Annotated in this window: 11 protein-coding genes and 2 pseudogenes; 5 read left to right on the forward strand and 8 right to left on the reverse strand. The window is 69.8% G+C overall.

The annotated features are described in order from the left end of the window. Window positions 1-13: 13 nt before the first annotated feature. A pseudogene (locus ACODNG_RS01250) lies at window positions 14-884 on the reverse strand (hypothetical protein). 150 nt (window positions 885-1,034) lie between these two features. On the opposite strand from ACODNG_RS01250, the gene ACODNG_RS01255 reads away from it, so the two are divergent. Next, window positions 1,035-2,048 carry a lysylphosphatidylglycerol synthase transmembrane domain-containing protein gene (locus ACODNG_RS01255; RefSeq protein ID WP_434522102.1) on the forward strand — a complete coding sequence of 338 codons (1,014 nt, stop codon included), beginning with the start codon at window positions 1,035-1,037 and terminating at the stop codon, window positions 2,046-2,048. 25 nt (window positions 2,049-2,073) lie between these two features. Here ACODNG_RS01255 and ACODNG_RS01260 read toward each other — a convergent pair whose 3' ends face one another. The 3 genes from ACODNG_RS01260 to ACODNG_RS01270 all read right to left on the reverse strand — a co-directional run bounded on the left by ACODNG_RS01260 (window position 2,074) and on the right by ACODNG_RS01270 (window position 5,407). After that, window positions 2,074-2,538 (reverse strand): hypothetical protein, encoded by a 465-nt coding sequence (locus ACODNG_RS01260; RefSeq protein ID WP_434522103.1) that lies wholly within the window; start codon window positions 2,536-2,538, stop codon window positions 2,074-2,076. Between the two features lie 79 nt (window positions 2,539-2,617). Next, window positions 2,618-4,342: a DUF2070 family protein gene (locus ACODNG_RS01265; RefSeq protein WP_434522104.1), complete on the reverse strand. Its 1,725-nt coding sequence runs from the start codon at window positions 4,340-4,342 to the stop codon at window positions 2,618-2,620. Further along, entirely contained in the window at window positions 4,343-5,407 is a 1,065-nt protein-coding gene (locus ACODNG_RS01270; protein ID WP_434522105.1) for a glycosyltransferase, read from the reverse strand. A 428-nt stretch (window positions 5,408-5,835) separates the two neighbouring features. Between ACODNG_RS01270 and ACODNG_RS01275 the strand changes: the two genes are divergently transcribed. Both ACODNG_RS01275 and moaC read left to right on the forward strand, forming a co-directional pair. After that, window positions 5,836-7,326, forward strand: coding sequence for an NAD(P)H-hydrate dehydratase (locus tag ACODNG_RS01275; RefSeq protein ID WP_434522106.1), 1,491 nt, complete (start codon window positions 5,836-5,838; stop codon window positions 7,324-7,326). Further along, window positions 7,319-7,879 (forward strand): cyclic pyranopterin monophosphate synthase MoaC, encoded by a 561-nt coding sequence (gene moaC / locus ACODNG_RS01280; RefSeq protein ID WP_434522107.1) that lies wholly within the window; start codon window positions 7,319-7,321, stop codon window positions 7,877-7,879. Before ACODNG_RS01275 ends, moaC begins: the two co-directional genes overlap by 8 nt. A 30-nt stretch (window positions 7,880-7,909) precedes the next feature. Here moaC and ACODNG_RS01285 read toward each other — a convergent pair whose 3' ends face one another. Continuing rightward, window positions 7,910-9,094, reverse strand: coding sequence for a glycine cleavage system aminomethyltransferase GcvT (locus ACODNG_RS01285; protein WP_434522108.1), 1,185 nt, complete (start codon window positions 9,092-9,094; stop codon window positions 7,910-7,912). A 133-nt stretch (window positions 9,095-9,227) separates the two neighbouring features. On the opposite strand from ACODNG_RS01285, the pseudogene ACODNG_RS01290 reads away from it, so the two are divergent. After that, window positions 9,228-9,889: pseudogene (locus ACODNG_RS01290) on the forward strand (S26 family signal peptidase). Window positions 9,890-10,278: 389 nt separating this feature from the next. On the opposite strand, the gene ACODNG_RS01295 reads toward ACODNG_RS01290, so the two are convergent. Beyond that, window positions 10,279-10,905, reverse strand: coding sequence for an NYN domain-containing protein (locus ACODNG_RS01295; protein WP_434522109.1), 627 nt, complete (start codon window positions 10,903-10,905; stop codon window positions 10,279-10,281). 174 nt (window positions 10,906-11,079) lie between these two features. Between ACODNG_RS01295 and ACODNG_RS01300 the strand changes: the two genes are divergently transcribed. Beyond that, window positions 11,080-11,334 (forward strand): hypothetical protein, encoded by a 255-nt coding sequence (locus tag ACODNG_RS01300; protein WP_434522110.1) that lies wholly within the window; start codon window positions 11,080-11,082, stop codon window positions 11,332-11,334. Between the two features lie 487 nt (window positions 11,335-11,821). Here ACODNG_RS01300 and ilvD read toward each other — a convergent pair whose 3' ends face one another. Then, on the reverse strand, window positions 11,822-13,612 hold the full coding sequence (ilvD, locus tag ACODNG_RS01305; protein ID WP_434522111.1) for a dihydroxy-acid dehydratase: 1,791 nt from the start codon (window positions 13,610-13,612) through the stop codon (window positions 11,822-11,824). 101 nt (window positions 13,613-13,713) lie between these two features. Then, window positions 13,714-14,106, reverse strand: coding sequence for a VOC family protein (locus ACODNG_RS01310; protein WP_434522112.1), 393 nt, complete (start codon window positions 14,104-14,106; stop codon window positions 13,714-13,716). Window positions 14,107-14,184: the final 78 nt, after the last annotated feature.

The raw sequence follows: 14,184 nt of genomic DNA on the forward strand, positions 1-14,184 counted from the left end.
AGGGCCGCGGCGACTACTCGACTTCCAGCCACGGGACCTCCATCAGCGCGGGGATGTGCGTCTCGATGTGGTGTTCCCAGACGCCCTCCTCGCCGAACGCCTCGCCGTGGTCGGCGGTGACGACCACGTCGCCGTCGAGTTCCTCGACGAGTTCCGAGACGCTCTCTAAGGCGATCCGGAGGTTCTCCTCGTACATCGACAGCGCGGTCACGCGCGTGCCGTCCGTCACGAGGTCCTTCGGGTCGAGTTCGAGCCACAGGCCGGCCTTCTGGGCGAACTCGCTGTCGTCCAGTCGGCTCTCGATCTTCGGCCGGACCGAATCGCTGAGCGAGGAGAGCAGCCCGCCGTCGTCGTCGTCGCTGCCGCCCTCCGCCTCCTCTTCCTCCTGCCGTTTGATCCCCTTCTGGATCTGCTTGAGCTTCTGACCCTTGCCCCGCGAGAGGTAGGGGGCGTGCGGCTGCGATGTAGTGGAGGACGGTGCGGTCTGCGCGCTTGACCGCGTCGAGGTTGTTCCGGTACGCCTCCGCGAGCCCCTCCGGCGGGACGGTGCCGAGGTCGTCGTCCCACTGGGTCTTCCAGACGTCGTGAATGTCGCTGATGTGGTCGGAGGCGGTCCACTCGTAGTCGCAGCTGGCGCCCCACTTCAGCTCGTTCAGCGGGATCCCGAGGTCGTTGATGAAGGGGTTTCCGGAGAAGTACGCGATGTCGTGGTCGCCGGTGAACGTGCGGTAGGCCCACTCCGGCGTCGACGAGCCGATACTCCGGCGCTTCTCGAGCGTTCCGTCGAGGTACTCGTCGTACACGTCCGCGAACACGTCGTACCGGCACGCGTCGAGCACCAGACAGTAATCCCACTCCGACTCGAGGAACCGCTGATCTTCCATTGGGTGGTCCGTCGGCCCGCCGGTACGTATGTATTCTCATTCGCTCGAACCGAAACGGCGGCTCCCGCCGGGGTCCGGTCGCTGCTGAGGGACCGCCGCCCGGCGGACGCGAAGCAGACGTTTCAAGTTCGCTACGGCGTCACTTCGTCTATGGAAGGCCCACAACGACGCGCGCTGATCCTCGGGGCGGCCGGCGCGGTCGTCCTCCTCGCGCTGCTTTTCGTCGTCGTCGGGGTCGAGCGCGTCGTCGACGCGCTCGCGGCCGCGGACCCGGTCCTCGTCGCCGCGACCGCCGGACTCGGTCTCTGCTGGCTCGCCGCGTGGAGCCTCATGTTACGCGCCGTGCTGGGCGCGCTCGACGTCGAGATGTCCGTCTGGACCGCGTTCCTCGTGTACAGCGGCGCCGCCTTCGCGAACAACGTCACCCCGTTCGGGCAGGCGGGCGGCGAGCCGGTCGCCGCGGCGCTCATCTCGAAGGTCGGCGAAGCCAGATACGAGACGGGACTTGTCGGTATCGCGAGCGTCGACGTGCTCAACGTCGTCCCTTCCGTCTCGCTCGTGTTCCTCGGCGTGGGTTCGTACGCGGCCACCACCGCGGTCGGCGACCGGGTCGGGTTCGCCGTCGCGAGCGCGGTCGCGCTGATCGCCGGGATCGTCACGGCGATCGCGTTCGTCTGGCGCTACCGCGTGGCGGTCGTCGACCGCGTCCCGGGGGCGATCGGCCCGTTCCTCGGGCGTCTCGACCGGTTCGACGCCGAGACGATCGAGGCCGGACTCGCCGACCGGCTGGGGAACTTCTTCGCCGACATCGAGCGCGTCGGCACCGACCGGCCGCGACTCCTCGGGATCGTCGCGCTCTCGCTCGTCGGCTGGCTCTTTCAGGCGGCCGCGCTCACCGCCGCGTTCGCCGCGGTCGGGCACCCGATCTCGCCGCTGATCCCCGTCTTCGTCGTCCCGCTGTCGTACGTGGCGGGCGCGACGCCGCTCCCCGGCGGACTCGGCGGTATCGAGGCCGCCCTCGTCGGCCTGCTCGTGCCCACGACCGGCGTCGCCGCGTCGGCGATCACCGCCGCGGTCCTCGTCTTCCGCGGCGCCGTCTACTGGCTCCCGATGGTGGTCGGCGGCGCGTCGGCCTCCGCGCTGGGCGTCAGGGCGTTCGAGTGAGTCGGGGGCTCCGCGACTCGTCGGGCTACCGCACCGAGCGCCGACGCAGCGCCACGCCGAGCGCGAACGCCGCGCTCCCGAGGGTGAGCGCGAGCACGAGCGCGACGACCGGGCCGATCCGCAGTCCGGTCAGGAGTTCTGCGCGCGGGTCGAGTCCGACGACGGACGGGCGCGGCACCGCGTAGCCGCCGTCATCGGTCGCGTCGCCGCGGACGAGCGCCGCGAGCGGCGGCACCACGTAGATCCAGACCGCGGCGAGGAACACCGACGCCCAGCCGACGAGGAGACCGCCCCGGTACCGGCCGACGTACCCCGCTGCGCCGAGCGCGACGGCGACGAGACCTGCCCAGAGCGCGTATCGTCCGGCGGTCCGCATCGGTTCCCACGGCAGGACGACGAGGAGCGATGCGGCGGCGAGGGCGACCGCGACCGCCCCGAGCGCGCGGGTAGCGGTCCGGCCCGTGCCGAGAAGGAGGGCGTTTGAGGACACGTCTCCCGATCACGGGGGGAGGACAAAAACGCTCGGTCGACCACCGCTGATCCGCGGTCGTGTGCGGCGCGGCGGCCTCTCAGAAGAACAGCCACAGCACGAGCAGCGCGTACAGCGTCACCAGCGAGATGATCGTCAGGCGGATGAGGATGTTGACACTGAACACCAGCCCGTTGTAGTCGTTCTTCAGGAGCTTCACCGGCTCCGTCCGGCGGCTGGCGAGTCCGACGGTCGCGGGCGAGAGGTCGTCGACGGCGCGGTCGACCGCGCGCTCGATGGCGTCGATGTCGGACTCGCGGGCGTTCGCCAGCTCGTGGATCGAGGCGTGCGTGTCAGTCGAGAAGGGGATCACTTCGTCGAACTCCTCGCGGTACTCGTCGGCGGTCGTCCGCACGTCCGGGGTGAGTCCGTTCGTGTCGACGCCGATCCAGAGCACCTCCTCGCCGTCGACCGACTCGACCATCGCCAGCGCGTTCTGTCCGGTCCGCGTCACCTCGAAGCCGGCGGCGTAGCCGTCGGCGAGTTCGGCCTCTGCGAGACGGTCGCGGAAGTCGTCGAACGCGCGCTTCAGTCGGTCGGCCGCGGCGGAGCCGTACTGGATCTCGGCGTCGGGACCGTTCTGGATGTCGTGTCTGTGCTGGTCGATCAGCAGCACCTCGTCGTGGTCGACGTCGCGCATGAACACGCCGGTGTCGTAGTCGTCGATCCCCTCGCCGTGGAGGACTATCACCTCCTTGTCACCGATCCGGCGGCCGTGGAACCGCACGTCCGCGTACCCCTCACGGTCGCCGTACGACTCCGTGACGAGCTGCGAGGCGCGCTCGGTCAGCTCCGGCTCCGCGACCGCGTCGAGGATCCGCTCCGCGTCTTCGGGGTTCGAGAGGTCCTCCTTGTGCGTACACGGGACGTGGAAGAAGAACCCGGCCGAGCCGTCGGCGGCGCCCTCGGAGCCGCCGTCGGCCGCGGCGCTCTCGCTCTCTTCGCCGACGCCGTTGAGCGCGTCGATGAGGTTCCCGCTCAGCTGCCCGCCACCGAACCCGCCGAGGGGACCGGGGTGGACCCACGGGGCCGCGACCGTGAGCCGGCTCCCGTTGTCGACCGCGAACGTCTCCACGGCGGGGCGGGCCTCGACGCCCAAGTCGAGCGACTCCCGGTCGTTCCGGAGGAGGCCCGAGGTGAGCGCGAACGCGGAGACGTCGGTGTTGCTCTTGATCAGGTAGTCGACCACGAGGAGGATCAACACGAGGAAGCCGGCCGCGATGAGCAGCGAGGCGAACGCGAACACGTGTCGGTACGTCGAGAAGCCGAAGTCGCTGCCACCAAGCGCGTAGAAGGCCGCGATGAGCAGTCCCGGTTCGGTCAGCGAGACGAGGAGGATCCGGTCGGAGCGGTCGATACCCGTCGAGACGACGAGCACCAGGATGTTGATCAGGTACAGCGTGATGAAGCTCAGCCAGATGATACTCCAGGCGTTCCCGACGTTGTTCGCGCCGGAGAGGACCAGCGCGTACACGAACAGGGCGAACTGCGAGGTGAGCGCGAGGAAGTAGCTCCACGACCGCGGGTAGCCGTCGAGGACGCGAGGGAACAGTTCGGCGGCGACGAGGAACGGGACGAGGAAGATGAGGGCCGCCACCGGAACGATCCGAGACGGGTCCGGATCGAACGGCGTGAAAAGCCAGATTCCCGAGAACGCGGCGACCCCGTAGACCCCGCTGAGGAGGACGAGCGCCGCCGCCTGAACCCGGAGCCGGGGCACGGAGAAGACGAGCCGCTGGAACGCGTCGACGTTGTCCGCGCCCATCTACGCGGGCACCCCGTAGATGGACTCGAGCTCGTCTATCGTCTCGGACACCGAGAACCGCTCGACCGCCCCGCGGGTGTCCCTGTCGCCCTCGAGGCAGTCGCGGACAGCCCGCTCCATGTCGTCGAGGTCGCTCAGCGCGAACCGCGCGCCGTTCTCTGGACCGATCGTCTCGTCGAACGGCGCCACGTCCGCGGCGGCGACCGGGGTGCCGCAGGCGTTCGCCTCCAGCGTCGAGAGACCCAGCGTGTCGCAGGTCGACGCGGTGACGAAGACGTCGATCGCCGCGTAGAAGTCGGGGAGGTCATCCCGCGGCAGGAAGTCGTGGAACCTGACGTTCGCTGGCGCGTCGGACTCCAGCTTCGCGCGGACCGGTCCCTCGCCGACCAGTTCGAACCGCACCTCCGGCAGCCGCTCCGCGAGCCGGAGGATCTCGTCGACGTTCTTCTTGTGGGTCATCCGCCCGCTGTACCCGACCACCGGGGCGTCGGCCGCGGTCGGGCCGCCGTCGGTGGCGAGCGCGGCCACCCGAGCGTTCTCCCGTGGCCGGAACCGGTCCATCTCGATCCCGACCGGCAGTCGATACGACTCAACGTCGCGCCGGATCCGCGAGGTCGAAGCCGTGACGCAGTCGAACGCGTTCAGGAAGCGGTTCTCGTAGGCGACGTACGCCTTCCCGACGAGACCGGCGAGGCGCTCGGATTTGAGCCCCTGAACGAAGTAGTCCTCGACGGGCGTGTGGTGGGTGTACACCGACCGTGCGCCGTACCGCTTCGCGTACCGGAGTCCCATCAGTCCGGTCGACGCGGGACCGTGACAGTGGACGACGTCGAGTTCGGGGAGCGTCGACAGGCGGCGGTAGGTCGGGAAGCGGTACTGCCGGTAGAACGGGTTCGGCAGCGACCGGACGGGAATCTCGTGGTCGTCGGGTTCGTGGCTGCTCGCGGGGTAGACGACGTACACGTCGTGACCCCGCGCTTCGAGGCGGTCGCGCCACGCCTGAATGGTGTACGTGACGCCGTCGATGCCGGGAAAGTAGCTGTCGGTGAAAAATCCGATGTTCATGGTGGCATCTGACGGTCGAGCGGTCGCGGTCGCCCGCGGTCGCCGCGGCGGACGCGGAGTGGAGGAGCCGAACCGGGTACGTCGGGAGCTGAACCGGGTACGTCGGCCGCGGGGGGCGTTACCGAGGCGGTCGCGCCGACGGGTAGTGCCGATACCACAGTTATTTGCGGAGTTCACTACCTGACCGCTTCAACATTTTCATTTCGCGAAGCGGTGTGGGCGTCGGGAGGACGCCGGGAGGCCGGGCAGACCCGGGTCTCGCCGGCGCAGTCCTCGGCGGTCGGATTCCGCCTGAGTCCTCGGCGGTCGGATTCCGCCTGAGTCCTCGGCGGTCGGATTCCGCCTGAGTCCTCGGCGGTCGGATTCCGCCTGAGTCCTCGGCGGTCGGACCCCGCCCGCTTAATCCCCGGGCGCCCGAACCGCCGGGCATGATCACGACCGACCGCATGGCGGCCGTCGACGCCAACGCGGCCGCGCTCGGCGTGCCCCGAAAGCAGCTGATGGAGTCGTCCGGTAACGCGGTCGCCCGCGAGGTGCGAGCCGTCGCGGACCCGGGCGCGACCGTCGCGCTCGTCTGCGGCCGCGGGAACAACGGCGGCGACGCTCTCGTCGCGGCGCGGTTCCTCGCCGAGTACGAGACAACGGTCAAGCTGCTCGGTCGCCCCGAGACGATCCGGACCGACATCGCCCGAGAGAACTGGGCGGCGCTCGGAAACACCGAGATTCCGGCAGCCACCGTCACCGACTCGCGCGACTTCGATCTCACCGGTCCAGAGGGCGCCACCGGGGACGACCCCGACGTGATCGTCGACGCGATGCTCGGCTCCGGTATTTCGGGCGGCCTCCGCGAGCCGGAACGGACCGCGGCCGAGGCGATCAACGCGAGCGACGCGACGGTGATCGCGGTCGACGTTCCGTCGGGAATCGACGCCGACACGGGAGAACCGACCGGCAAGGGAGACGGCGACGCGGACACGGCGAGCGCCCCCGTCGCCGTCGACGCCGACCGCGTGGTGACGTTCCACGACGAGAAGCCCGGACTGGCCGCGCTCGACGCCGAGATTACAGTCGCCGACATCGGGATCCCGGCGGCCGCGGAGCGGTTCACCGGCCCGGGCGACCTGCTCGGACTCGACCGCGACCCGGACTCGCACAAGGGGGACAACGGCGAGGTGCTGGTGGTTGGCGGTGGGCCGTACGCCGGCGCGCCGACCCTGTCCGCGCTCGCCGCGCTCCGGGCGGGCGCCGACCTCGTCCGCGTGGTCTGTCCGGAGTCGGTCGCGAGCGAGGTCCAGGGGTTCTCGCCGAACCTCATCGTCCGCGCGCTCCCCGGCGACCGCGTCGGCCCGTCGCACGCGGAGCGGGTCGCGTCGCTCGCGGCCGGGACCGACACCGTGGTCCTTGGCCCTGGTCTCGGAGACGGCGACGGAACCCGGGAGTTCGTCCGCGAGTTCCTGACGACCTACGAGGGGCGCGCCGTCGTCGACGCTGACGCGCTCCGGGTCGTCCCCGACGTAGACACCGACGCCGACCTGATCTGTACGCCCCACCAGGGCGAACTCGTCGGGATGGGCGGCGAGACGGCGGCAGACCCCGACGAGCGCGCCGAACTGGTCGGCGAGTTCGCGGCCGGTCTGGGTCACACGCTGCTCGTGAAGGGAGCGGTCGACGTGATCGCCGACGGCGACGAGACCCGGCTGAACCGCACCGGCAACCCCGGGATGACCGTCGGCGGAACCGGCGACGTGCTGGCGGGGACGGTCGGCGCGCTGGCGGCCGTGACCAACCCCTTCCACGCGGCCGCGGTCGGTGCGTACGTCGTCGGCCGCGCGGGCGACGCCGCCGCGGACGCCAACGGCGCCGGGCTGGTGGCGACGGACTTACCCGACCGGCTGCCGGAGGCGATGCGTAATGAGTGACGAGGAACCCGGCGGCGACGCCGGGCGGCGCGCCGAGTCCGACGGAGCGAGCGCGGCGTCCGCCGACGGGAGCGCGGACGCGCTGACCCACACCGACGACTCCGGCGACGTCCAGATGGTCGACGTCGGCGCGAAGCCCGACAGCAGTCGGCGCGCCGTCGCTCGCGGCGAGATCCGACTGACCCCCGAAACGATTGCCGCGGTCGAGGCGGACGCGGTCGAGAAGGGCGACGTGCTCGCGACAGCCCGTATCGGAGCTGTTCAGGCGGTGAAACACACCTGGGAGACGATCCCGATGTGCCACCAGATCCCGATCACGAACGTCGACACCGAGTTCGCGGTCGGCGACGACCGGATCGAACTGACCGTCGCGGTCGAGACCACCGGGAAGACGGGCTGCGAGATGGAGGCGCTGGAGGGCGTCACGACCGGACTCAACACCGTCTGGGACATGGTGAAGGCGGCCGAGAAGGACGCCGACGGGGGGTACCCGGACACGCGGATTTCGGACGTCGAGGTCGTCGAGAAGCGGAAGGAGACTGTCGGAGAATAGCGGCGTCTCGGACGGTCGCGGCGATCCGCCTCACCGATCGAGGAACGGCGGGATGACGACCTCGGCGCGCTTCTCGTCGCCGCGTACGACGACGCTCACCTCCGTCCCGGCGTCGGCGTACGTCTCGTGGAGGTAGCCCAGTCCGATCGGCTCGTCGAGGGTCGGACTCATCGTCCCCGAGGTCAGCTTCCCGACGCGGGTGAGGTCGCCGTCGGTGACCGCGTAGCCGCCCCGGGGCACGCCGCGCTCGCGGAGGCGGACGCCGACGAACTTCTCGTCGACGCCCTGTTCTTTCTGCGCCTCTAAGGCGTCGCGGCCGACGAACTCCGTGTCGAGCTTCACGACGAAGCCGATCCGCGCCTCGTAGGGGGTTCTGGGTTCGTCCTCCGGGTCGAAGTCCTGTCCGGACAGCAGGAACCCCATCTCGGTGCGGAGGGTGTCGCGCGCGCCGAGCCCGCACGGCTGCGCCTCGCGCGGCGCGTCGACGAACGCCCCCCAGACGGTCTCGACCGCGTCGGCGGGACACATCACCTCGAAGCCGTCCTCGCCGGTGTAGCCGGTGCGCGCGACCCAGCTCTCCGTTTCCGCGACGGACGCGGTCGTCGCCTCGAACTTCGAGAGGTCGACGACGCGGTCGCGGGGCGTGGACTCGTCGAGCGCGTTGACCGCGTCGGGACCTTGGACCGCGAGCATCGCCCAGTCGTCGGTGGCGTTCGCGACGGTCGCATCGAGGTCCCACTCGTCGCGGTGGGCGGTCCAGCGGTCCTCCATCTGGGCGTCGTGGCCCGCGTTCGGCACGAAGAGATACGCGGGGTCGCCGCTCGGCGCGTCGAGGTTGCCGTCGTGGGTCTCCTCCAGGTCCGCGAGCGACGCGGCCGCCGCGCCCGCCGCGGTGCCGTCTGGGAGCCGGTAGACGACCGTGTCGTCGAGCATCACGCCCTCCTCGTCCGTGATCGCGGCGTACTGGGAGTCGCCGGGGTCGAGCGCGCTCACGTCGTTCGTCGTGAGCCGGTTCATCAGTTCGGTCGCGTCCGGGCCGGCCACCTCGATCTCGCCCATGTGCGAGACATCGAAGACGCCGACGGACTCGCGGACCGCGGCGTGTTCCGTCTGAATCGAGTCGAACTCGACGGGCATCTGCCAGCCGCCGAAGTCGGTGAACTTCGCGCCGCGCGCGTCGTGGGCGTCGTGGAGCGGAGGGAGGCGATCGGTCATACTCGCACCTCTCTCGGACGAACCTAAGCTTTTGTGACATCGGCGCTTCGCGTGGTCGCTGCCCGGCGGATCGGGATCGGCCGCGACCGACTCGGGCGACAGCCTCAAGCGGTCGCCGCTCCCCCTACCGGGCGTGAGCAGCCGTCGCACCGATCGCACCGGCCTCGTCGCCCCCGCGGTCGCGGTCCTCCTGATCGCGGTCCTCCTCGGCGCGCTCGTCGGGACCTGGCCGCCGTTCGTCGCCGTCGAGAGCGGCAGCATGACCCCCGGCGTCGAGCGCGGCGACCTCGTCGTCGTCACGGCGGCCGACCGCGAGCCGTGGGGCGACCTCTCGACAGCCGCGGACCCGGACGCGCCGACGCGGCTCGGCGGGACCGGCGACGTGGTCGTCTACACCGTTCCGGGCGCCGGGGGAGACCGGTGTTCCACCGCTTGGCGTTCCCCGTCGACGCGGGCGAGGACTGGACGGAGCGGGCCGACCCGGACCTCCTCGCCGCCGACTGCGCGGAGCTTTCGACCTGTCCCGCGCCGTACGACGGCTACGTTACACGCGGTGACGCGAACGAGCAGTACGACCAGAGCGCCGGCATCGCGCCGGTGGTCCCTGAGGAGTGGATCGCCGGCAAGGCGCTGTTCGCGGTGCCGAACCTCGGCTGGATCCGGGTGGGGGTCGACGCGGCGGCCGCACGCTACGGCGGGATCGCGACCGGGGTCGTCCTCGTTGGCGTCGCGGGACTCGCGGGGGGAGTCGGTGCGCTGCTTGTGGGACGGATCCGGCGGGGCAAAGGGCGGTGAGTCTGCCTGTCGGCAGCGACTATTTAAACGGCTGATGCGGTCGGCGCGCGCCTCCGAGCGGTCGCCACGGGCGACCGCGAGGAGCGCGTGCGAGGGAGTCGCGAGCGGGGAGGGACCGAAGGTCCCTCTGGCAGCCGGCGCTACGCGCCGGCGACGAAGCGAGCGACGAGGCTGGGGAGGTGTGAGGTGCGGTTGCGGTGCTGTGCGGGGCGGGACTCAAAGGGGCAGCCGGGAGGCGGGCGCAGACGACGCAAGCACCACAGGAACGAGCGAAGCGAGTGACGAGGAGCGCAGCGAGTGTGCGCCCGCCTCCCGGCTGGGGCTTTGGAGATGTTCGACGCCGACCCGCCGTTCACTTATAAGTTCCCGCCGTCGAAATTACTCGATCCCTATCGCGTCGAGGCCGATTCGGCGTCCGCGTCACCGTCATCGCTTTCAGCCGCACTCTCTTCGTCTCCGTCGAGCGTCACGGAGCCGTTGGCGGCGTTTCGGAGCGCGTCAGAGCGCCCGAACTCGCCGGGCGCGATGGCGAGCGTCCGGATCCCGTAGCCGTTCGCGGTCTCGACGACCGGCTTGAAGTCCGTGTCGCGGGAGGCGATCGCGAGCGTGTCCATCCGGTCCTCGGCCGCGAGCCGCGCGGCGTCGACCGCGAGCTTCACGTCCACGTCACCGCTCGTGACCACGACCTCGAAGCCGCGGGCTTCGGCCGCCTGAATCAGTCCCGGCGTCGCGTGCTCGTCGAGGTAGAGCCGGGTCGTCACCAGCGGTCCCTCCGCCTCGGCGGCCCGGCGCACGTCGTCGAGGTCGACGTCGAACTCCTCGCGCAACACGTTCGGGCCGTCGACGAACAGCGCCACGCCGCCGGCGTCCGCGTCCGTCACGCCGTCCGCGTCCGTCACGCCGTTCGCGTCTTCCGCGACGTTCACGTCCGTCTCGCCGTTCGCGTCCGTCACGCTGTCCGGCCCGATCTCGCCGTCAGCGATCGTCTCCCCGTCCAGCCCGTCGCCTCGGTCCATGGCCGGCCTTCGACGCCGCCGGAAATAGGTATGGTGATTCTGCCGAACGACAGTCCCCGACTTCGCCCGATAGTTTCAGAAATTCAAGACCTTATATTGATATTACGACTTCGGTGACGACCGTAGTGAATATACGGAGAATTGAAGTAGGGTGTCCAAGAATAACGAGATAAGATGTCACAATCGAACGCGTACACCGTCATTTCCGCACAGAACGATCACGAATGTACCACGGTACGTGCCCATCCCCGCAACGAGACGTACCACGTCGTCGAGTACGCCGACGAGGACGCCCGCGAGCGCGTCGCAGACCTACCGGTCGGCTCCGTAGTGAAGATGGAGCTGTCGCGTGCGGGTCGCCGGAGCAACGTCTGGCGCGCCGAGTCAGTCAAGACCGCACAGACCGACGGCGGGGTGAGCGAGGAGTAAATCGAGTGGCTCCTGATGTGGAGTTCCGGATTTATTGATTCTCTCTATGATAAGTGATCGATCGCGCTGCGGAGAACACTGCCAAAGCTCCTATCTCTCATTTATAAGTGATTGATCGGCGATCGACGACAAACGCCTCCAAAGCCCCAGCCGCGAGGACGGCGCACGCTCGCTGCGGTCCTCACTCGGTCGCTCACTTCGTTCGCTCCCTCGTTGTGGTCCTTACTTCGCCTGCGCCGTCCTCGCGACTGCCCCTTTGAGTCCCGCCCGTACCGCCCCGCACCGCACAGCAGCCTCACACCTCCCCAACCTCGTCGGCCGGCCTCCGCTTCGCTCCGGCCGCCCGACTCCAGCGAGGGACCGAAGGTCCCTCTGGCAGCCGGCGCTACGCGCCGGCGACCTCGCACGCGCTCCTCGCGGCCCATCGGCCGCTCGGAGGCGCGCGCCACAGCCCATTTAAAATTCGAAAAACAGCCGCTCGTCTCGTTTATAAATCTCGCGTGAGCCGCGGGTTCGTCACCGCGCCGTCGGCCGCGGAGGCGAAGTCGCGGCCGTACTTCGCGAGGATCCCGCCCTCGTAGGGCGGTTCGGGCGCCTCCCACGCCTCGCGGCGCTCGTCGAGTTCCTCGTCGGAGAGGTCCACCGTCAGGTCGCGTTCGGGGATGTCGACGGTGACGTGGTCGCCGTCCTCGATGAGTCCGATCGGGCCGCCGACCGCGGCCTCGGGCGCGACGTGGCCGATCATCGGGCCGCGGGTGCCGCCCGAGAAGCGGCCGTCGGTGAGCAGCGCCACGTCGTCCTCGTGGCCTGCGCCGACGACCGCGGCGGTGACGCCGAGCATCTCGCGCATCCCGGGACCGCCCCGGGGGCCCTCGTTCCGGATGACGATCACGTCGCCGGACTCGATACCGCCCGACTGGACGTACTCCATCGCGTCCTCCTCGTTCTCGAACACGCGGGCGGGGCCCTCGTGGTAGAACTCGTCGTCGCCGGTCACCTTCAGCACCGAGCCGTCCGGCGCGAGGTTCCCGTCGAGGATCTTGATGGCCCCCTCCTCTTCCTTCGGGTCGTCGACGGTGTAGAGGAAGTCCGCCTCGATCTCGTCATCGTCGGGCAGTTCACCCTGCTTCTCCAGTTCGGCCAGCTCCTCGGCGAGCGTCCGGCCCGTCACGGTCATCGCGTCGCCGTGGAGCAGGTCGGCCTCCAGCAGGCGCCGGAGCACGACCGGCACGCCGCCGACCTCGTGGAGGTCGTTCATCACGCGGCTCCCGCCAGGCTGTAGGTTCGCGATCTTCGGCGTGCGCCGCGAGATCTCGTCGAAATCCTCGATCGAGAGGTCGACGTCGGCCTCGCCCGCGAGCGCGAGCAGGTGGAGGACCGCGTTCGTCGACCCGCCCATCGCGGTCTGGGCCGCGATCGCGTTCTCGAACGACTCCCGCGAGAGGATATCGGAGGGCCGGCGGTCGTTCTCGATGGAGTCCATCGCGAGCTCGCCCGCGCGCTCGGCGACCGCGTAGCGCTCCTCGTCCTCGGCGGGCGGGGAGGCGGAGCCGAGCGGCGCAAGCCCGAGCGCCTCCGCGAGCGACGCCATCGTGTTGGCGGTGTACATCCCGCCACAGGAGCCGGCGCCGGGACAGGCGTTGCGCTCCAAGTCGTCGAGTTCGTCGGCGTCCATGTCGCCCTGCGCGTACGTGCCGACCCCCTCGAACACCTGGACGATCGTCACGTCGCGCCCGTCGTGTTGCCCGGGCATGATCGAGCCGCCGTAGAGGAAGACGCTGGGGAGGTCCGTCCGGATCGCGGCCATCATCATCCCGGGGAGGTTCTTGTCGCAGCCGGCGACGGTCACGAGTGCGTCCATGCGCTCGCCGAAGGAGACGAGCTCGACGGAGTCGGCGATGACCTCCCGCGAGATGAGGCTCGCCTTCATCCCCTCGGTCCCCATCGAGATGGCGTCGCTGATGGTGATCGTCCCGAACTCGATCGGCATCCCGCCCGCGGCGTCGATGCCGTCGAGCGCGGCGTCCGCCACGTCGTCGAGGTGGACGTTACACGGAGTGATGTCGGCCGCCGGGTTCGGCACGCCGACGATGGGCGAAGAGAGGTCCTCGTCGTCGAACCCCATGGCGCGGAACATCGCGCGGTGGGGCGCCTTGTCCGGTCCCTCGGTCACGTCGCGGCTCCGCAGGCTCTCGTCTTTTTCGCCGGCGAATCGGTCCGCATCCTCCCGGCGGCGACGTCGCTCGTCGTCGTCGGATCTCGGCTGCTGTTCGCTCATATTCGACCCTGTCGCTCGGGGGTCTTAAACGGCCGCGTCGGGGCGAGGGTTGCTCGGCGGGGCGAACTGGTTCGGGGGGAGCCGGCAGCACGTTTCCGCCCTCACACCCGCGCCTTCAGCTCCACCCGGTAACCGAACGGATCGCGGACGTACACCGCGCCCGCCTCGCCGGTCGCGCCGAGCGGCGAGGCGAGCGTCTTCTCGACCTCGACGCCGGCGTCCGCCAGTTCGCTCTCGATTTCGTCGACCGACTCCTCGACGACGACCGCGACGTGGTCGTAGTTCGTCTTCGTCGGCCGCTCGAACTCGTCTGTCGGCCACAGATGGATCACGGCGGTCGCCGAGAGCCGGACATCGAAGAACGGCTTCTCGCCGGCCGCGTACAGTGCGTCCTCGATACCGAACCCGAGCCGATCGCCGTAGAACTTGCGGGCGTCGTCGGCGCCGTCCTCGGGGATCCGGAGGTTGACGTGGTCGATGTGTCGCGCTCGCATGGAAACCGATTCGGCGGCCGGGCGCAAAAGTCGTCCGGGGGCGGAACGATGCTCGTCGTCGAAGTCGGTAGCGTGTCG

Source organism: Halorubrum sp. AS12 (assembly GCF_051122765.1).
Lineage (GTDB): Archaea > Halobacteriota > Halobacteria > Halobacteriales > Haloferacaceae > Halorubrum > Halorubrum trapanicum.